We start from the raw sequence: 18,243 nt of genomic DNA, 5'->3' as shown, positions 1-18,243 counted from the left end.
TGTCGTCATGATGAAAAAAACCGAAGCTAAAACGCTTCGGTTTTTTGTTATTACGCGCGGGTTTTACCTCTGGAGAGTTTTATCACCCAGGTGTCGCTTATGACCAGCAGAATCAGGTACAGCCCAGAGGCCAACAGGCATGCCTGCGCCATATTCATAAAGTGCCAGGGCGGGAGCAGGTACCAGTCATCGTAATAACTTTCGTTTGCTGGCTATCTGAAATAAAACGGTTATCCATATAATGGTTGACGATGGTGGACGTCTGCACCACATAGTTATCCTTCATAGCTTTGCCGTTTCCTTTATATTCTACCGTGACGTTGTTGGAAAATTTCTGGTAAAGGCCAAAAATAGGAATACCATCATATGTTTCTAAAGTCTCTTTCTCAACGGTATAGTAACAGGAACACGTCTTCCTCTCTGCCATGTGCAGTAACTTTGACGTCTGAAATAATATGGCTATCTAATTCCATCAGTGCGGTGAGCGGGGCATTTCTGTAAGGATCGACAACGACTGCGCCTAATATTCCTGCGGTCTGCGCCGATAAGTATTTTTTTCGGTATTGGTCAAGGATAGATATATATCCTTATGTACAACTTCTAAATATAATACTTATAAATATGCTATTTTTTATGGATGATAAATGATTGGTATTTAAATATAAGGCATGATGCTATTGCTTATTTTAAAATATACTCTGCATCCATATTCTTTAATTTCGTTTATGAGTTGACAGTAGGAGAAGGGTATTTTAAGAACACTATAAATTAGTGTAAAGTGTGACATTATCGACATTGTTTTCTGCTTAATACTTTTTTCATTATTGGATTTCACTACTGATTTATATGATCAAAATCATTTATTTGTTCCACAAATATGCCAGTATATGAATACGTCAAAATAATGGTATGTAAAATTTTAACGTTAAATGTTTAGTGTTGTTAAATTTTAAGGGTAAAAAGGATGTTTATTGCCTGGTACTGGATAATATTAATTGCTCTTGTGGTGATAGGGTATGTTTGCCATATGAAGCGTTATTGCAGAGCGTTTCGGCAGGACAGAGATGCATTACTTGAAGCGCGAACGAAACGTTTTCACCAGACGAACGAAGGCGGCAGCGTGATGAATGAGCAGAAATAGCGCATATCCTCGCCGGGCAGCCGGATGTTGCCTGACTAAAGGGTTACATCCGGCGCGACGTTTCTCTTAACCGATGCCTATCGTCTGCAAAATGACGAGACTAAGCCCCATGACGGACATGCCGCAAAGCACGCCATAGCTGGGATTATTGTTAGGATCGATCTCTTTTGCCAGCGGCATCAGTTCATCGACGGAGAGCGCCACCATAATGCCAGCGACCGCCGCCATGATAGCCGCCATGACGATCGGCGAAACCAGACTGCCCAAAATCAGCCACGCCAGCACGCCGCCAAGAATCTCCGCCATGCCGGAGATTCCGGCCCAAAAAATCGCGGTACGTTTTGAGCCCGTCGCGGCATAAACCGGGCCCGCGACCGCCAGACCTTCAGGAATATTGTGCAACGCCACCGCCAGTGCGATGCCGAAACCCAGTTCCAGATTGCTGCTGGCGGTGACAAAGGTGGCGATCCCTTCCGGAAAGTTGTGCAGGCTAATGCCGAGCGTCAATAAAATCGCGGTACGTTTTATTGAGCCGGGAATCGGCTGCTGCCTTTTTTGCACCAGATCCTGCGGGTGAGCGTGAGGAAGCAGGCGATCCAGCCCGAAGTAGCCTAACAGGCCGATAATAAACATCCCGTAGCCCAGTACGGGCGACATTCCATCGGTGTCAAGCGCGGCGGGCAGCATCTCCATCAGCGAGATGAGCAACATGATGCCTGCGGCGAAGCCCAGCGAAAAAGCCAGCACGCGATTAGACGGTTTTTGGCCGAGAACGCCAAGAAACGCGCCAATAAAGGTGGCGGCGCCCGCCAGTAAGGTCAGAATAAGTGGTACTGACATTCATTACTCCTTATCAATTTGCCGTCCGAACCTGACCTTCAAAATAACTGATGATCTTCATCATGGTTATCTGAGTTCTTCCTCTGTGAAGAAAGCGTATGGTGATGTTAACAAAATGTCTTTCCTGTAAGGATAACATCATGTCTTTAACGCGTATGCCAGCATTGTTTTTGGGGCATGGCAGCCCGATGAACGTGCTGGACGATAACGATTATACCCGCGCCTGGCGGCGATTGGGGGAAGCCTTACCGCGACCACAGGCGATAGTGGTGGTGTCGGCGCACTGGTACACCCGCGGGACGGGCGTTACAGCGATGGAAAGGCCGCAAACTCTCCATGATTTTGGCGGTTTTCCGCAGGCGCTGTATGACACGCATTATCCGGCTCCTGGATCGCCTGCGCTGGCGCAGCGTCTGGTTGAATTGTTGGCGCCCGTTCCCGTCGCGCTCGATAAAGAGGCGTGGGGATTTGATCACGGCTCCTGGGGCGTATTGATCAAGATGTACCCGAATGCGGATATTCCGGTGGTGCAGCTTAGCGTTGATAGTACCAAGCCGGCGGCATGGCATTTTGAGGCGGGTCGTAAACTGGCGACGCTGCGTGACGAAGGCGTGATGCTGGTAGCTAGCGGGAATGTGGTTCATAACCTGCGGACTGTGCGTTGGCACGGTGAGAATGCGCCTTATCCATGGGCCGTCTCGTTTAATGAGTATGTAAAGGCGAACCTGGCATGGCAGGGGCCGGTAGAACAGCACCCGCTGGTGAATTATCTGCAACATGAAGGGGGCGCCTTATCGAACCCGACGCCGGAACACTTTTTACCTTTGCTGTATGTACTTGGCGCCTGGGATGGCAAGGAACGTATCTCGGTTCCGGCAGACGGTATTGAGATGGGCAGTATAAGTATGTTGTCGGTGCAGGTGGGGTAGGCCGGATAAGGCGCTGAATGATTGCCCGATGGCGTTACGCTCATCGGGCCGACAGGAGAATCTATCCTTCGACAAAAATATGCGGATAGAAGCGGGAGAGATCCTGGGTGATCAGCGCCCGATCTTCACGGATACCAATTCCGGCGGGTTGATCGTTAATCAGCCAGCTACCAATCAGGGTATAACTGTCGCCGAATTTTGGCAGCGGATAGAACTGTTGCACGATCATACCCTCTTCGCCATACGGGCCTTCCACGAATTCGATCGTTTTACCGTTCTCAATAATCGATACGTTCGCCCCTTCGCGGGAGAAGATCGGTTTCACGACATATTTATCCATTGGCGGATGTTCGTCTTCGGCGAAATACGCAGGCAACAGATTTGGATGGTCCGGGAACATTTCCCACAACAGCGGCAACAACGCTTTATTGGAGATAATGCTTTTCCAGGCCGGCTCCAGCCAGCGCACGCCGGCATCTTCCAGCTTGGTGGAAAACATCTCGCGCAGCATAAATTCCCACGGATAGAGCTTGAACAGGTTCGCAATGACCTGATCCTGCAGATCCGTAAATTGGCCTTTTTCCCCCAGACCAATATCTTCGATATAGAGAAATTCGGTGGCGATTTCCGCTTCGGCAGCGCAATCCTGTAAATACTGAATGGTGCCGCGATCCTCAACCGTATCGCGACAGCAGGTGAGATGCAGCAACTGAAAACCGTACTGTTCGCGAAGTTCAGCAAAGCGTTCAATCAGCTTTTCCTGCAGGCTATTAAACTGATCGCTGCCTTCCGGCAGATTGCCCGCGTTGATCTGATCTTCCAGCCAAATCCACTGAAAAAACGCCGCTTCATACAGTGACGTTGGCGTGTCGGCATTATTTTCGAGCAGCTTAGGCTCGCCGATGCCGTCCCAGGCCAGATCGAGGCGGGAATAGAGCGACGGTTGTTGCGTTTGCCAGGACTGGCGAACAAAACCCCAGGTATGTTTTGGAATACGAAACTTCGTCATCAGCTCATCGCTGGCGATGACGCGTTCTACCACCTTGAGGCACATCTGGTGCAACTCGGCGGTAACGTCTTCCAGTTTTTCCACCTGGGCGAGCGTTAACTTGTAATAAGCGTCTTCACACCAGTACGGTTCACCATACATCGTGTGAAAATTAAACCCGTATTCAGTCGCTTTATCGCGCCAGTCCGGGCGCTCGGTAATACTGACTCTTTCCATGCGTATCAGCCGCCCATCGAACGTGTTGAAGTACCGGCAGCGCTACGCTGCATGGTGCTCTGTTTGGCGACGGATTCGCCAAAACCGCCGCGGGTAACGGTTGTTGTGGTCGCAGGCTTCGGCGCCATAGCGGTTTTCGGTACGGTCATTGTCCGGCCCGGTTGTGCCGCGCCGTAGTTTTTACCTGCCGCGTCGGTATATTTGCCGTATGCCGGGCTGGCCGGGTTTTTCGAGCTAAACAGCGGCTGTTGCGCAAAGCCTGCGCCGCCGCCCATCAGACGCCCCATCATGTAACCTGCCATCAGCGGCATCCAGAAACTGCCGCTGGATTGTTGGGCCTGCGCCTGATTTTCCGGCGCCATGCCAGCCTGTGCGGGCGCTTGCTGGCACTGACCTTCGCCAAACTCGGCAACGCAATCTTCGCGTGTAGCGTACTTAGGCGCAGTACGTTCGGCCTCTTTCAGCGCATTGTTATACGCGGTTGTACACTCCGCGCTTTTGCCCGGATTTGCTGCTGAACAGTCATCAGCGTTTTGATACAACGATACGGTTTCATCGCTTTTTTCACAGCCAGCCAGCATAAAAACAGCCGTAACCGCCAGGGCGACCGGCGTTAAATGCCGCGCGCTCCAGCTTTTGCGAAACGATGCGTGATGGATGGATTTTGTCCGTTTCATATTTGTCTTCCAGGACCCAGTGGTAAATACAACATGCGTTCAGAATAGAGGATGACTGGTCGAAATTGAAGCGAGAAAAGGCGAGAATGCGGCGGAATAGCAGGATCTTTACGTTGTCTTACGTTCAGGCGCGGCTTCATGACAGGTAGCGCCGCGCTTACCAGACCTACAAGGGCATAGGCCTGATAAGCGTAGCGCCAGCGAATAACTTATCAATGCCGGAATGGATTGCCGTTATTGCTGTTGGCGTGGGCGGCGGTCGGCTGTACTGCCGGCGCGGCGCTATGGGCATTATAACCGTCTGCGGCAGCATCCTGCTCTGGTGTTTCCGGCGCTACGCTTTCCGGCGACGTCGGGATAGGTTTCCCCAACGTACTGTTAAGCGCGAGCAGATCCTGCTCGTTCAGCGTACCGAGCGCATATTTGATATTTAACTGATTAATCAAATAGGTATAACGCGCGTTGGCCAGTTGCTGCTTGGCTTCATACAGCGTGGTGGTGGCATCCAGTACGTCAACAATGGTACGCGTACCGACTGAGTAGCCAGCTTCCATCGCGTCCAGAGAACTTTGCGCGGAAACGACCGCCTGTTTGTAGGCGTTGATGCTGCTGATAGACGCGTTAATATTGTTGAAGGAGGAGCGCACGGTCTGCACCACGCTACGGTGCGCGCTTTCCAACTGTTCGCTCGCGCCGACAAAGTTATACTGCGCCTGTTTTACCTGCGAGTTAACCATCCCCCCCTGATACAGCGGCAGGGAGAAGTTCAGGCCGATTTTATTCTGCCCCATGTTGCTATCGTCGTACTGGCTACCTGGACCGTGGGTGTTAGAACCGTTATACGAAGTATCAGAAACGCCGGTCGAGGCCGTTAAATTCAGCGTCGGCAGATGACCGTCCTGCGCCTGGCGGATTTGCTCGCGCGCCAGATCCTGACTCAAACGCGCCTGCAACAGCGACAGGTTGCGGTTTTCCGCTTCCTTCAGCAGGGCGTTAACTGCTTTAGGTTTGTCGGTTTTAAAATGCTCGACGTTAAGCGAGGCCAGCTCTGGATAATAATTGCCGGTCACCTGGCGCAGCTCTTCTACCGCGTTATCCAGGTTGTTGCGGGCGGTAACTTCATTCGCCAGTACGGTATCATACTGCGCGCGGGCGTTTTGCACGTCGGTAATGGCGACCAGACCCACGTTAAAACGTTGCGTCGTTTGATCTAACTGGCGATAGATAGCCTCTTTTTGCGCCTGGGTATAGGAAAGCATATCAATAGCGTTCAATACTTTAAAATACGCGTTCGCGGTATTGAGAATCAGCGTCTGCTGATCGGTCTGATAGGCCACATCCTGAATGCCTGCTGCTTTTTCTTGCAGGGTGAGCCCACGCCATTTCGACATATCAAACAGCGTCTGCGTTAATTGCAGAGAAGCGCTGGTTTGATTGGAGTTGATGCCGTTCGCATCGCGATAACCGTTGCTGTAGGTGTAGTCGGCACCTAAACCCAGTTGCGGCAGTAAAGGACTACGCGCTTCGTTAATTTTTTCGAATGCAGCATCGCGATCGGCAGCGGATTTACGCAATTCCGGGTTGCTCAGGCGTGCTTGCTGATAAACTTGCATCAGGTTCTCTGCCTGGCTTAGTGTGCTGAACCCCGACAGGCTCAGGCCGATAAGGATGGGGAGCAATTTCTTCATTTGCATTCCTTGTTGTGAAGCAGTATTTAGCGCTGATCAATTTGTAAAAATAATTGCTGATTCTAGCAGAATCCGCCACTGCAAAAAGTTGGCGTTACGTGCCATACGAGCCTTAATTGGCACCAATTTACCACAAGGGTGATAAAACAGCAGTCAACCACCCTTGAAATTCATCATTTAATCATTATTGCTAGCAGGGCAGCACAATGCGTAAATCAGACAACTTGCCAGTTACTTTCACCAAAAGCGATGTAGAAATTATTGCACGGGAAACGCGCTACCGCGGTTTTTTTTCATTAGATATGTATCGATTCCGCCATCGTTTATTCAACGGAGAAATGAGTGGCGAAGTAAAGCGCGAAATTTTTGAGCGCGGGCACGCTGCCGTCTTGCTACCCTTTGACCCTGAACGCGACGAGGTGGTGCTGGTCGAACAAATTCGTATTGCCGCGTATGACACAAGCGTTACGCCGTGGCTGCTGGAGATGGTCGCTGGCATGATAGAAGAAGGCGAAACCATTGAGGCGGTCGCCCGGCGTGAGGCGATGGAAGAAGCGGGGCTGACCGTGGGCCGCACCCGACCGGTTATCAGTTACCTGGCGAGTCCTGGAGGAACCAGCGAGCGCTCATCTATTCTGGTGGGTGAAGTGGACGCCACGACCGCGGTAGGTATTCACGGTCTGGCGGATGAAAACGAAGATATTCGGGTTCATGTGGTAAGCCGGGAGCAGGCATACCAGTGGGTAGAAGAGGGGAAAATCGACAACGCAGCCGCGGTCATCGCTTTGCAATGGCTTCAGTTACATCATCAAGAGTTAAAAAACGAGTGGAAAAAATGAAGCGTTATACACCTGACTTCCCTGAAATGATGCGTCTGTGCGAAACCAATTTTTCGCAATTGCGCCGCTTGTTGCCGCGCAATGACGCACCCGGTGAAACGGTGAGCTATCAGGTGGGCAACGTACAATATCGGTTAACGATTGTGGAATCGACCCGATACACTACGCTTGTAACGATCGAGCAAACGGCGCCAGCCATCACCTACTGGAGCCTGCCGTCGCTGACGGTGCGCCTCTACCATGATGCGATGGTGGCTGAAGTGTGTTCAAGCCAGCAGATCTTTCGCTTCAAAGCGCGGTATGATTATCCAAATAAAAAGTTGCATCAACGCGACGAAAAGCATCAAATTAATCAGTTTCTGGCCGACTGGCTACGATTCTGTTTAGCACATGGAGCGATGGCGATTCCGGTTTATTAGCGTCGTGAAACCTAAGGACACCATTTGGAAAGCCTGTTAACCCTACCTCTGGCTGGTGAGGCCCGAGTCAGGATTTTACAAATTACAGATACTCACCTGTTTGCCGAAAAGCATGAAACGCTGTTAGGCGTCAATACCTGGGAAAGTTACCAGGCTGTGCTGGAGGCTATTCGGGCGCAACAGTATGAATATGATCTGATCGTGGCGACCGGCGATCTGGCGCAGGATCAATCCGCTGCGGCTTATCAGCATTTTGCTGAGGGTATCGCAAGTTTTCGCGCGCCTTGCGTTTGGCTGCCGGGCAATCATGATTTTCAGCCGGCAATGTACAGCGCGCTGCAAGAGGCGGGGATTTCCCCGGCTAAACGCGTGTTAATCGGCGAACAATGGCAGATTTTGTTGCTGGATAGCCAAGTGTTTGGCGTTCCGCATGGCGAACTGAGCGAGTTCCAACTGGAATGGCTTGAGCGTAAGCTCGCCGATGCGCCAGAGAGACAGACATTGCTCCTTTTGCACCACCATCCGTTGCCGGCAGGGTGCAGTTGGTTGGATCAGCACAGCTTGCGTAATGCCGGTGAGCTGGATAGCGTGCTGGCGAATTTCCCGCGTGTGAAGTATCTGTTATGCGGACATATTCACCAGGAGCTGGATCTCGACTGGAACGGACGCCGTCTGTTGGCGTCGCCGTCAACCTGTGTACAGTTTAAACCGCACTGCGCGAACTTTACGCTGGATACTATCGCGCCGGGCTGGCGTACGCTGGTGCTTCAGGCGAACGGCGTCCTGGAGACGGAAGTGCATCGCCTGCAGGATACCCGGTTCCGACCCGATACCGCTTCGGAAGGATACTGATGTCTACGCTTCTCTATTTGCACGGATTCAACAGTTCCCCTCGCTCGGCAAAAGCGTGCCAGCTAAAAAACTGGCTGGCGGAGCGTCATCCACACGTCGAGATGATCGTCCCTCAACTACCGCCGTATCCTGCCGATGCGGCGGAGCTACTGGAGTCTCTCGTGCTTGAGCATGGCGGCGCGCCATTAGGGCTGGTAGGATCGTCACTGGGTGGTTATTACGCCACCTGGCTGTCGCAATGTTTTATGCTACCGGCTGTGGTCGTCAACCCGGCGGTGCGGCCCTTTGAATTACTGACCGACTATCTCGGTCAGAACGAGAACCCCTACACCGGACAGCAATATGTGCTAGAGTCTCGCCATATTTACGATCTTAAAGTCATGCAGATTGACCCTCTGGAAGCGCCGGACCTGATCTGGCTACTGCAACAGACGGGCGATGAAGTGCTGGATTACCGCCAGGCGGTGGCATATTACGCCTCCTGCCGTCAGACAGTGACTGAGGGCGGTAATCACGCATTCACGGGCTTCGAAGATTATTTCAACCAGATTGTCGATTTTCTTGGACTGCACAGTTGCTGACAATCAATTCGAATTGCTAATTAAACCATGACGCAAACTTATAACGCTGATGCCATTGAGGTACTCACCGGGCTTGAGCCGGTACGCCGCCGCCCGGGGATGTACACCGATACGACCCGTCCCAACCATCTGGGTCAGGAAGTGATTGATAACAGTGTGGATGAAGCACTGGCAGGTCACGCCAAACGCGTGGATGTCATTTTACATGCCGATCAATCGCTGGAAGTTATTGACGACGGACGCGGGATGCCGGTGGATATCCATCCGGAAGAGGGGGTTCCGGCGGTAGAACTGATCCTCTGTCGGCTTCATGCCGGCGGTAAATTCTCCAATAAGAACTATCAGTTCTCTGGTGGTCTGCATGGGGTGGGGATTTCGGTAGTGAATGCCCTGTCGAAGCGCGTGGAAGTGACCGTGCGCCGCGACGGTCAGGTCTATAATATCGCGTTTGAAAACGGCGAAAAAGTGCAGGATTTGCAGGTGACGGGAACGTGCGGCAAGCGTAATACCGGCACCAGCGTGCATTTCTGGCCGGACGAAAGTTTCTTCGACAGCCCGCGTTTTTCTGTCTCTCGCTTAATGCACGTTCTGAAAGCAAAAGCGGTGCTGTGTCCCGGCGTGGAAATCACTTTTAAAGATGAAGTGAATAACAGCGAGCAGCGCTGGTGCTACCAGGATGGTCTGAACGACTATCTGGGCGAAGCGGTAAACGGCCTGCCGACGCTGCCGGAAAAACCGTTTATCGGTAATTTTAATGGTGAAACGGAAGCGGTTGACTGGGCGCTATTGTGGCTGCCGGAAGGCGGCGAATTACTGACGGAAAGCTACGTGAACCTGATCCCAACCATGCAGGGCGGTACTCACGTGAATGGCCTGCGTCAGGGGTTGCTGGATGCGATGCGCGAATTTTGCGAATACCGCAATATTCTGCCGCGCGGCGTAAAACTGTCGGCGGAAGATATCTGGGATCGCTGCGCTTATGTGCTCTCCGTGAAAATGCAGGACCCGCAATTTGCCGGGCAGACCAAAGAGCGTCTGTCGTCGCGTCAATGTGCGGCATTTGTTTCCGGCGTGGTGAAAGATGCCTTCAGCCTGTGGCTGAACCAGAACGTGCAGGCGGCGGAACAACTGGCAGAGATGGCGATCGCCAGCGCGCAGCGGCGACTGCGCGCCGCAAAAAAAGTGGTGCGCAAAAAGCTCACCAGCGGTCCGGCGTTGCCGGGGAAACTGGCGGACTGTACCGCGCAGGATCTTAATCGGACCGAGCTGTTCCTTGTGGAAGGGGATTCGGCGGGCGGTTCCGCCAAGCAGGCGCGCGATCGCGAATATCAGGCGATCATGCCGCTCAAAGGTAAGATCCTTAACACCTGGGAAGTCTCTTCCGATGAAGTGCTGGCCTCGCAAGAGGTGCATGATATTTCCGTGGCAATCGGTATCGATCCGGACAGCGACGATCTGAGCCAGTTGCGCTACGGCAAGATCTGTATCCTGGCGGATGCGGACTTCGATGGTTTGCACATCGCTACGCTGCTTTGCGCGCTGTTTGTCCGACATTTCCGCGCGCTGGTGAAGAATGGACATGTCTACGTCGCGCTGCCGCCGCTATACCGTATTGATTTGGGTAAAGAGGTCTATTACGCGCTGACGGAAGAAGAGAAGGCGGGCGTACTGGAACAACTGAAGCGTAAGAAAGGCAAGCCGAACGTACAGCGGTTTAAAGGCCTGGGTGAAATGAACCCGATGCAGTTACGCGAAACCACGCTTGATCCGAATACTCGCCGCCTGGTGCAGCTCACCATTAGCGATGAAGACGATCAGCGTACTAACACGATGATGGATATGCTGCTGGCGAAGAAACGTTCTGAAGATCGACGCAACTGGCTACAGGAAAAAGGCGATCTCGCGGATCTGGATGTGTAACGGTTGTTGCACGCTTTATCCGGTCTGCACACCGCAGGCCGGATAAGCGAATCTGGCATGACGCCGTAGCCTGATGGCGACACTTGCGCATCTCATCAGGGCTACGTCAGACGATGGTAATAACTTAAACGCCGGATTCCAGAATACGAATATTCATTTCCAGCACATCGTCTTTTACCGCGTCGCTATAGGCTTTCATATGTGGGGTTTGCAGATGCGCCTCAAGGTGCGCAACGCTTTCCCACTGTTCAATCATCACGATCGAGTCAGGCGCTACAGTCTGAAAACTCACGCCCGCGGCATGATCCACCATCGGCGCGTAACCGTGGCAACCCTCTTCTTTAAGAACGGTTGGAATGATTTTCGCAAACTGATCGAGGACGGCCTGACGGTGATGTTGGCCCGGACGTGTGCGAATTTCGGCAATGACGGTAAGCATGGTTAACTCCTTCTAATTCCAGGATGACCAGTTAAGCAAAAATTTCGCTTAGATGCTTGCGATATTCTGCGGTATAGCGCGGAACATCCGGCATTTTAATCACGTCGTTGGCAATAAACGTTGGCAGCGCGTCCATGCCCAGGAACTGGTTGGCTTTATGGAATGGCAGATAGATGCCATCTACGCCTACGCCGTGGAAAAACTGATCTTTTTCGGTAAATGCTTCCATTGGCGCATTCCACGTCAGTGACAGCATATATTTTTTCCCCTGCACCAGACCGCCGGAACCGTACTTTTTAGCGGCATCGGAACGCGTGCGGCCATCGCTGGCATAGAGCGTGCCGTGACCTTCGGTAAAGACATCATCCATATATTTTTTTACTGTCCACGGCGCGCCCATCCACCAGCCTGGCATCTGCCAAATCACCACGTCAGCCCAGACGAAATTCTGCACCTCTTCTTTAATGTCATAATCGCTGTCGGCACGGACGATCTTAACCTGATGACCCAGATCGCGCAGAAGCCCATCGGCAACTTCGGTCAGGGTGTCATTCAACTGGCCGTTGGAGTGCGCGAATTTTTTCGCCCCGTTGATAATCAGTATGTTGCTCATTATTTTCCCTCTAAGGAATGCGTTTGCTGCTGATTCTACGCTGACGGGCGGTACGGTGAAATTAGCAAAATGTGCAAAGTCTTTTGCGTTTTTGGCAAAAGTATCTGCTACCAGCGTACGACGGCCTCAAATCCACCTTCCGCGGCGTTGCCAAACGACACCGTCATGCCGTGCAGCGTAGCGATGCGGCGGACTATTGATAATCCCAGACCGCTGCCGGTCACACTTTGGCCTGGCGGGCGATAAAAACGCTCGCCGATATGCGTCAGAATCTCTGGCGCTACGCCGGGGCCGTTATCTCTGACGGTGAAGCTGCGGGCATGTAAGGTAACGTCGACGACGCTGCCCTGCGGACTGTAGCGAATCGCATTATCCAGTAGGTTACGGACTAACAGGCTTAAGAGTAGCGGCTGACCGGTACGTATGACGTCATGGGCGTTAAGCTGTAAACGCACGTCGATATTCGCCTGCTGCGCCGGATGATAAATGTCCATCACCGCGGACTGCAGCAACTCTTCCAGCGAAATCTCCGCCACATCCTGCAAATTATTGAGCGAGTCGAGACGCGATAACGTCAGTAGCTGATCGACCAGCCGCGTGGCGCGATCGATCCCCGCATGGAGCTGGGTCAGCGCTTTATCTCGCGTCAGCGGATCGTCGCCCGAGAGTTGCGCCACCTCGGTTTGTACTTTCAGCGCGGCCAGCGGGCTGCGCAATTCATGGGCGGCGTCGGAGGTAAATCGCCGTTCGCGCACCATCATGGAGTGGATGCGGCTAAAAAGCTGATTAAGTGCTTCGACCAGTGGGCGAACCTCGCTCGGTACGCCTTTGGCGTCGAGCGGTGTCTCCGATTCCGGCGATCGGAAACGTAGCGCCTGCGCCAGCTTCTTCAACGGTCTGAGCTCGCGGTGAAGCAGGAGTAATAAAATCAGTAGCATGAAGGGAAGGGCGATCAGCCACGGCGTTAATTGCGCCGCCACGATCGCCAGCGCCATATCTTCGCGGTAATCCCACTCCTGACCGACGACGATACGATAATTACCGTCCGCCGAGTTCAACCACAAAAAACGCCAGAGGTCGTTGTCATCTTTCAGATAGCCATTGTCGAAACCTTCCCGGCGATAGCGATACGGAATATCCTGACCGTTGTCGCCATCATGCAGCAACATTTTGCCGTCAGCGGAAAAGATGGCGAACGCCAGCGCATCGTCATCGATATGCCCATGTTTTAATTTCTTTGGCGTATGCGCCATGCGCTGCGGGGCGTTGATCTCGTTAAGATCGAGGGTGCTAAGCCGTCTGGCGAACAGCATCAACTGTGTGTCAAACAACTCGTCGACATTATCCGTCGTCTTTCTCCAGGCCACAAAACTGGAAATTGCCCAGGTGATGGAGACCAGAATCAGGAAAATAAGCGTCAGCCTGACGCGCAGGCTAAGACGTTGCGTCAATTTCATGCGTCACCCAGGGTGTAGCCGATGCCGTGTACGGTGCGAATAAATTCGCTGCCGAGCTTGCGGCGTAAATGATGAACATGGACTTCCACTGCATTGCTGGACACGTCGTCATCCCAGTTATACAGCTTCTCTTCAATAAGCTTGCGCGGCAGCACGCGACCTTTGTTGCGCATTAACAGTTCCAGCAGCGCGAACTCTTTCGGTTTTAGGGCTAGAGGTTCGCCGGCAAGTGTCGCGACGAGATTACCTGGATTGAGTGTCACCTGGCCGTGGCGCAATTCGCTACTGGCCTGACCGCTGGCGCGGCGTACCAGCGCCTCCAGACGGGCTGCGACCTCAATGAGCGCAAAAGGTTTACATAAATAGTCATCGGCGCCCAGACGTAGCCCCTCGACGCGCTCTGCTAACGCATCGCGCGCCGTCAGGATCAGTACCGGTTCCTGTTTACCCTTTTCGCGCCATTCGCGCAAAATATCCCGTCCGTCCATCCCTGGCAGCGTCAAATCTAAAATGACCGCATCATAAGGCGCGCTGTAAAGCGCCTCTTTGCCCGGACGTCCCTCGGTAAACCAGTCGACGCTGAAACCCATTTTACTCAGGCCCGCTTTTATGCCATCGCCAATAAGTGTGTCATCTTCTACCAGTAAAATTCGCATCTGTTCTTCCCTGCGGTAACTCGCGTTACCGTCAGTTAACCTTGTCGCCGCAGGCGATGTACAGAAAAAAAGAATCTTTTTTTGCCTTAAGAAGTTGTTAAGGATTAACTTATTAAATGGATCTGAAACGACATGAAAGGGAAAAGTAATCATGAAAAAATTAGCTGCAATCGTTGCCGTTATGGCATTGTGTTCTACCCCGGTTCTGGCGGCTCAGCAGGGCGGCTTCTCCGGCCCGTCGGCGACGCAAACGCAAGGCGGCGGATTTGTCGGCCCCAACGGCAGCAGCACGACGGTAGAGAGCGCTAAATCGCTGCGTGACGATGCGTGGGTAACGCTGCGCGGGAATATCGTCGAGCGCATTTCCGACGACCTGTATCTGTTTAAAGATGCTACCGGTACTATCAATGTGGATATTGACCACAAGCGTTGGAACGGCCTGACCGTAACCCCGCAGGATACCGTTGAAATTCAGGGCGAAGTGGATAAGGACTGGAATTCCGTTGAAATTGACGTAAAACAGATCTCTAAAGTTGCCAAATAAACCCCATCAGGGCCGCGCTCGCGGCCCTTTTCTTTGTGACTCAACGCGCCAGATAGGGTAGTATCTGCGGCAATATTGCCTGAGAGATACCGGGTATTGTTCGGGCTAACAGTTGAGGAATCACAATCAATGAGCGAGATGGCAGAGCGCCTTGCGCTGCATGAATTCACGGAAAACGCCTATCTGAATTATTCCATGTACGTCATCATGGACAGGGCGTTGCCGTTTATTGGTGATGGTCTGAAACCCGTTCAGCGTCGCATCGTCTACGCGATGTCTGAACTGGGCCTTAACGCCAGCGCCAAGTTTAAAAAGTCCGCCCGTACCGTCGGCGACGTGCTGGGTAAGTATCATCCGCATGGCGACAGCGCCTGTTATGAAGCGATGGTGCTGATGGCGCAGCCGTTTTCTTACCGTTATCCGCTGGTCGACGGGCAGGGAAACTGGGGCGCGCCTGACGATCCGAAATCGTTCGCCGCGATGCGTTATACCGAATCTCGCCTGTCTAAATATGCGGAACTCCTGCTGGGGGAACTCGGTCAGGGGACGGCGGACTGGGTGCCTAACTTCGATGGCACCATGCAGGAACCGAAAATGTTACCGGCGCGTCTGCCGAATATTCTGCTGAACGGCACCACCGGTATTGCGGTGGGGATGGCAACAGATATTCCGCCGCATAACCTGCGCGAAGTAGCGAAAGCGGCGATTACGCTGATTGAGCAGCCGAAAACGACGCTGGATCAGTTGCTGGATATCGTCCAGGGGCCGGATTACCCGACCGAAGCGGAGATCATTACCCCACGTGCGGAAATTCGTAAAATTTACGAAAACGGGCGTGGCTCCGTGCGCATGCGCGCGGTATGGACCAAAGAAGACGGCGCCGTGGTGATCACCGCGCTGCCGCATCAGGTGTCCGGCGCGAAAGTGCTGGAGCAGATTGCTGCGCAGATGCGTAATAAAAAACTGCCGATGGTGGACGATCTGCGCGATGAATCGGATCACGAAAACCCGACGCGTTTAGTGATTGTGCCACGATCCAACCGTGTGGATATGGAGCAGGTGATGAACCATCTGTTCGCCACCACCGATCTGGAAAAAAGCTACCGTATTAACCTGAACATGATCGGTCTGGATGGTCGCCCGGCGGTGAAAAACCTGCTGGAGATCCTGACCGAATGGCTGGCGTTTCGCCGCGATACGGTACGTCGTCGCCTCAACTATCGTCTGGAGAAGGTCCTCAAGCGCCTGCATATCCTCGAAGGTCTGCTGGTGGCGTTTCTCAACATCGACGAAGTGATTGAGATTATCCGTAGCGAAGACGAACCAAAACCCGCGCTGATGTCGCGTTTCGGCATCACCGAGACCCAGGCGGAAGCAATCCTCGAACTGAAACTGCGTCATCTCGCCAAGCTGGAAGAGATGAAAATTCGTGGCGAGCAGGACGAGCTGGAAAAAGAGCGTGACCAGTTGCAGGGCATTCTCGCGTCCGAACGCAAAATGAATACCTTGCTGAAAAAAGAGCTACAGGCGGATTCCGATGCCTATGGCGACGATCGCCGTTCTCCGCTGCATGAGCGTGAAGAAGCTAAAGCGATGAGCGAACACGATATGCTGCCGTCCGAACCGGTGACTATCGTGCTGTCGCAGATGGGCTGGGTGCGCAGCGCCAAAGGTCATGATATTGATGCGCCGGGGCTTAACTATAAAGCGGGCGACAGCTTTAAAGCCGCGGTGAAAGGTAAGAGCAATCAACCGGTGGTGTTTATTGATACCACCGGGCGTAGCTATGCTATTGATCCCATTACGCTTCCGTCGGCGCGCGGGCAGGGCGAGCCGCTGACCGGCAAACTGACGCTGCCGCCGGGGGCGACCGTAGAGCATATGCTGATGGAAGGCGATGACCAGAAACTGCTGATGGCGTCGGATGCGGGCTACGGCTTCGTTTGTACGTTTAACGATCTGGTTGCCCGTAACCGTGCCGGTAAGGCGTTGATTACTCTGCCGGAAAACGCGCACGTCATGCCGCCGTTGGTGATTGAAGACGAGCACGATATGCTGCTGGCGATTACCCAGGCCGGACGTATGTTGATGTTCCCGGTAGACTCTCTGCCGCAACTGTCGAAAGGCAAAGGAAATAAGATCATTAATATTCCGTCAGCGGAGGCGGCGAAAGGCGATGATGGTCTGGCGCATCTGTACGTGTTGCCGCCGCAAAGCACTCTGACTATCCATGTCGGGAAGCGCAAAATCAAACTGCGTCCTGAAGAGTTACAGAAGGTGGTCGGCGAACGCGGACGCCGCGGCACATTAATGCGCGGCCTGCAGCGTATCGATCGTATTGAGATTGATTCACCGCATCGCGTAAGACATGGCGACAGTGAAGAGTAAGAAGGTGTCACTCGTAGGCCGGATAAGGCATTTATGCCGCCATCCGGCGCTCTGCCGTTGCCGGATGATGATGCAGTAGCGTCTTATCCGGCCTACGGTTTCAGATCGGATTAACATTAAAATTTCCCGTAAAACCGTTGTTTATTCGTGCATTGCGATTAACAATACGTTTTTCCAGAGAGCCACACTTACCAAAATCCTAACCTGAATTTCAGGTGACGTAGAATGCCGGGCTCTTAGGCCTTCAGAGGTTGTTATGCTATATATTTTTCGTCTTATTGTTACCGTTATTTACTCCATTCTGGTCTGTGTTTTCGGTTCTATTTACTGCCTTTTCAGCCCACGTAACCCAAAACACGTGGCGACGTTTGGACATATGTTCGGTCGCCTGGCCCCGCTGTTTGGCCTGAAAGTGGAGTGCCGCAAACCCGCAGACGCGGAAAGCTATGGCAATGCTATCTATATCGCTAACCACCAGAATAATTATGATATGGTCACGGCGGCGAATATTGTGCAACCGCCAACCGTGACGGTGGGGAAAAAAAGCCTGCTTTGGATCCCGTTTTTTGGGCAACTGTACTGGCTGACCGGTAATCTGCTGATTGACCGTAATAACCGCGCCAAAGCGCATAGCACCATTGCGGCAGTGGTTAACCATTTTAAAAAGCGCCGTATTTCTATCTGGATGTTCCCTGAAGGTACGCGTAGTCGGGGACGCGGTCTGCTGCCGTTTAAAACCGGCGCGTTTCATGCGGCTATCGCGGCTGGCGTGCCGATCATTCCTATCTGCGTTTCCAACACCTCTAACAAAGTCAATCTAAACCGCCTGAACAACGGACTGGTGATTGTGGAAATGCTGCCGCCAGTCGACGTCAGCGAATATGGTAAAGATCAGGTTCGCGAGCTGGCAGCCCATTGCCGTGCGTTAATGGAGCAAAAAATCGCGGAACTTGATAAAGAGGTTGCGGAACGTGAAGCGGCCGGTAAGGTTTAAGCGATCTTACTCTGTTATTGTAGAAATCATTTTTTCAGGCA

18 protein-coding genes and 2 pseudogenes are annotated in these 18,243 nt (G+C 52.8%); 10 read left to right on the top strand and 10 right to left on the bottom strand.

Annotation, left to right across the window (positions count from 1 at the left end; translation table 11 throughout):
* Positions 1-50 precede the first annotated feature (50 nt).
* Positions 51-191, bottom strand: a pseudogene (locus AC3G3F_RS08130) (protein-disulfide oxidoreductase DsbI); the annotation flags it as partial.
* A gap of 2 nt (positions 192-193) precedes the next feature.
* Positions 194-542: pseudogene (locus tag AC3G3F_RS08125) on the bottom strand (aryl-sulfate sulfotransferase N-terminal domain-containing protein); the annotation flags it as partial.
* Between the two features lie 422 nt (positions 543-964).
* Between AC3G3F_RS08125 and AC3G3F_RS08120 the strand changes: the two are divergent.
* Complete coding sequence (locus AC3G3F_RS08120) at positions 965-1,141, top strand: hypothetical protein (protein ID WP_023248575.1); 177 nt, start codon at positions 965-967, stop codon at positions 1,139-1,141.
* A gap of 66 nt (positions 1,142-1,207) precedes the next feature.
* Here the strand turns inward: AC3G3F_RS08120 and zupT are convergent, their stop codons facing one another.
* The gene (zupT, locus tag AC3G3F_RS08115) at positions 1,208-1,981 is read right to left on the bottom strand and encodes a zinc transporter ZupT (RefSeq protein ID WP_023248574.1); all 774 of its coding nucleotides are present in this window, start codon (positions 1,979-1,981) and stop codon (positions 1,208-1,210) included.
* Positions 1,982-2,121: 140 nt separating this feature from the next.
* On the opposite strand from zupT, the gene ygiD reads away from it, so the two are divergent.
* Positions 2,122-2,910 (top strand): 4,5-DOPA-extradiol-dioxygenase, encoded by a 789-nt coding sequence (gene ygiD / locus AC3G3F_RS08110; protein WP_023248573.1) that lies wholly within the window; start codon positions 2,122-2,124, stop codon positions 2,908-2,910.
* Between the two features lie 61 nt (positions 2,911-2,971).
* Here ygiD and AC3G3F_RS08105 read toward each other — a convergent pair whose 3' ends face one another.
* From AC3G3F_RS08105 to tolC, 3 genes are all read right to left on the bottom strand, one after another.
* A complete protein-coding gene (locus AC3G3F_RS08105) occupies positions 2,972-4,135 on the bottom strand; it encodes a glutathionylspermidine synthase family protein (RefSeq protein ID WP_220573038.1) in 1,164 nt (387 codons plus the stop codon).
* A gap of 5 nt (positions 4,136-4,140) precedes the next feature.
* Entirely contained in the window at positions 4,141-4,812 is a 672-nt protein-coding gene (locus tag AC3G3F_RS08100) for a DUF1190 family protein (RefSeq protein WP_000831528.1), read from the bottom strand.
* Positions 4,813-5,024: 212 nt separating this feature from the next.
* Positions 5,025-6,506: an outer membrane channel protein TolC gene (tolC, locus tag AC3G3F_RS08095; protein WP_079813161.1), complete on the bottom strand. Its 1,482-nt coding sequence runs from the start codon at positions 6,504-6,506 to the stop codon at positions 5,025-5,027.
* 200 nt (positions 6,507-6,706) lie between these two features.
* Between tolC and nudF the strand changes: the two genes are divergently transcribed.
* The 5 genes from nudF to parE are packed head-to-tail and all read left to right on the top strand — an operon-like array spanning position 6,707 to position 11,111.
* A complete protein-coding gene (gene nudF, locus AC3G3F_RS08090) occupies positions 6,707-7,339 on the top strand; it encodes an ADP-ribose diphosphatase (protein ID WP_023248570.1) in 633 nt (210 codons plus the stop codon).
* Positions 7,336-7,758 carry a DUF1249 family protein gene (locus tag AC3G3F_RS08085; RefSeq protein WP_000833404.1) on the top strand — a complete coding sequence of 141 codons (423 nt, stop codon included), beginning with the start codon at positions 7,336-7,338 and terminating at the stop codon, positions 7,756-7,758. Before nudF ends, AC3G3F_RS08085 begins: the two co-directional genes overlap by 4 nt.
* A 24-nt stretch (positions 7,759-7,782) precedes the next feature.
* Positions 7,783-8,610 carry a 3',5'-cyclic-AMP phosphodiesterase gene (cpdA, locus tag AC3G3F_RS08080; protein ID WP_023248569.1) on the top strand — a complete coding sequence of 276 codons (828 nt, stop codon included), beginning with the start codon at positions 7,783-7,785 and terminating at the stop codon, positions 8,608-8,610.
* Positions 8,610-9,191 carry an esterase YqiA gene (gene yqiA / locus AC3G3F_RS08075; protein WP_000105725.1) on the top strand — a complete coding sequence of 194 codons (582 nt, stop codon included), beginning with the start codon at positions 8,610-8,612 and terminating at the stop codon, positions 9,189-9,191. Before cpdA ends, yqiA begins: the two co-directional genes overlap by 1 nt.
* A gap of 27 nt (positions 9,192-9,218) precedes the next feature.
* Positions 9,219-11,111: a DNA topoisomerase IV subunit B gene (gene parE, locus AC3G3F_RS08070; RefSeq protein ID WP_488394772.1), complete on the top strand. Its 1,893-nt coding sequence runs from the start codon at positions 9,219-9,221 to the stop codon at positions 11,109-11,111.
* A 124-nt stretch (positions 11,112-11,235) separates the two neighbouring features.
* Here the strand turns inward: parE and AC3G3F_RS08065 are convergent, their stop codons facing one another.
* From AC3G3F_RS08065 to qseB, 4 genes are all read right to left on the bottom strand, one after another.
* Entirely contained in the window at positions 11,236-11,550 is a 315-nt protein-coding gene (locus AC3G3F_RS08065) for a putative quinol monooxygenase (protein WP_000958589.1), read from the bottom strand.
* A gap of 31 nt (positions 11,551-11,581) precedes the next feature.
* On the bottom strand, positions 11,582-12,163 hold the full coding sequence (locus AC3G3F_RS08060) for an NAD(P)H-dependent oxidoreductase (RefSeq protein ID WP_053528751.1): 582 nt from the start codon (positions 12,161-12,163) through the stop codon (positions 11,582-11,584).
* 107 nt (positions 12,164-12,270) lie between these two features.
* The gene (qseC, locus tag AC3G3F_RS08055; RefSeq protein WP_023248568.1) at positions 12,271-13,620 is read right to left on the bottom strand and encodes a quorum sensing histidine kinase QseC; all 1,350 of its coding nucleotides are present in this window, start codon (positions 13,618-13,620) and stop codon (positions 12,271-12,273) included.
* The gene (gene qseB / locus AC3G3F_RS08050) at positions 13,617-14,276 is read right to left on the bottom strand and encodes a quorum sensing response regulator transcription factor QseB (protein ID WP_053528749.1); all 660 of its coding nucleotides are present in this window, start codon (positions 14,274-14,276) and stop codon (positions 13,617-13,619) included. Before qseB ends, qseC begins: the two co-directional genes overlap by 4 nt.
* Before the next feature lie 151 nt (positions 14,277-14,427).
* Here qseB and AC3G3F_RS08045 point away from each other — a divergent pair, with 151 nt between their 5' ends.
* The 3 genes from AC3G3F_RS08045 to plsC all read left to right on the top strand — a co-directional run bounded on the left by AC3G3F_RS08045 (position 14,428) and on the right by plsC (position 18,202).
* A complete protein-coding gene (locus tag AC3G3F_RS08045; protein ID WP_023248566.1) occupies positions 14,428-14,820 on the top strand; it encodes a YgiW/YdeI family stress tolerance OB fold protein in 393 nt (130 codons plus the stop codon).
* A gap of 129 nt (positions 14,821-14,949) precedes the next feature.
* Positions 14,950-17,208, top strand: a complete 2,259-nt coding sequence (gene parC, locus AC3G3F_RS08040) for a DNA topoisomerase IV subunit A (RefSeq protein WP_053508214.1) — start codon at positions 14,950-14,952, stop codon at positions 17,206-17,208.
* A gap of 256 nt (positions 17,209-17,464) precedes the next feature.
* The gene (plsC, locus tag AC3G3F_RS08035; RefSeq protein ID WP_002954469.1) at positions 17,465-18,202 is read left to right on the top strand and encodes a 1-acylglycerol-3-phosphate O-acyltransferase; all 738 of its coding nucleotides are present in this window, start codon (positions 17,465-17,467) and stop codon (positions 18,200-18,202) included.
* Positions 18,203-18,243 lie beyond the last annotated feature (41 nt).

This window comes from Salmonella sp. FC25216 (genome assembly GCF_057751355.1).
The sequence above is the reverse complement of the archived record's forward strand: the minus strand, read 5'-3'. Positions and strand labels throughout refer to the sequence as shown.

Excerpts from the sequence above, each read along its gene's own strand:
- qseB (WP_053528749.1), bottom strand. The coding sequence starts at position 14,276 with ATGCGAATTTTACTGGTAGAAGATGACACACTTATTGGCGATGGCATA.
- AC3G3F_RS08065 (WP_000958589.1), bottom strand. The coding sequence starts at position 11,550 with ATGCTTACCGTCATTGCCGAAATTCGCACACGTCCGGGCCAACATCAC.
- AC3G3F_RS08100 (WP_000831528.1), bottom strand. The coding sequence starts at position 4,812 with ATGAAACGGACAAAATCCATCCATCACGCATCGTTTCGCAAAAGCTGG.
- parC (WP_053508214.1), top strand. The coding sequence starts at position 14,950 with ATGAGCGAGATGGCAGAGCGCCTTGCGCTGCATGAATTCACGGAAAAC.
- AC3G3F_RS08120 (WP_023248575.1), top strand. The coding sequence starts at position 965 with ATGTTTATTGCCTGGTACTGGATAATATTAATTGCTCTTGTGGTGATA.
- yqiA (WP_000105725.1), top strand. The coding sequence starts at position 8,610 with ATGTCTACGCTTCTCTATTTGCACGGATTCAACAGTTCCCCTCGCTCG.
- tolC (WP_079813161.1), bottom strand. The coding sequence starts at position 6,506 with ATGCAAATGAAGAAATTGCTCCCCATCCTTATCGGCCTGAGCCTGTCG.
- plsC (WP_002954469.1), top strand. The coding sequence starts at position 17,465 with ATGCTATATATTTTTCGTCTTATTGTTACCGTTATTTACTCCATTCTG.
- parE (WP_488394772.1), top strand. The coding sequence starts at position 9,219 with ATGACGCAAACTTATAACGCTGATGCCATTGAGGTACTCACCGGGCTT.
- AC3G3F_RS08105 (WP_220573038.1), bottom strand. The coding sequence starts at position 4,135 with ATGGAAAGAGTCAGTATTACCGAGCGCCCGGACTGGCGCGATAAAGCG.
- nudF (WP_023248570.1), top strand. The coding sequence starts at position 6,707 with ATGCGTAAATCAGACAACTTGCCAGTTACTTTCACCAAAAGCGATGTA.
- AC3G3F_RS08060 (WP_053528751.1), bottom strand. The coding sequence starts at position 12,163 with ATGAGCAACATACTGATTATCAACGGGGCGAAAAAATTCGCGCACTCC.
- AC3G3F_RS08045 (WP_023248566.1), top strand. The coding sequence starts at position 14,428 with ATGAAAAAATTAGCTGCAATCGTTGCCGTTATGGCATTGTGTTCTACC.
- ygiD (WP_023248573.1), top strand. The coding sequence starts at position 2,122 with ATGTCTTTAACGCGTATGCCAGCATTGTTTTTGGGGCATGGCAGCCCG.
- AC3G3F_RS08085 (WP_000833404.1), top strand. The coding sequence starts at position 7,336 with ATGAAGCGTTATACACCTGACTTCCCTGAAATGATGCGTCTGTGCGAA.
- qseC (WP_023248568.1), bottom strand. The coding sequence starts at position 13,620 with ATGAAATTGACGCAACGTCTTAGCCTGCGCGTCAGGCTGACGCTTATT.
- zupT (WP_023248574.1), bottom strand. The coding sequence starts at position 1,981 with ATGTCAGTACCACTTATTCTGACCTTACTGGCGGGCGCCGCCACCTTT.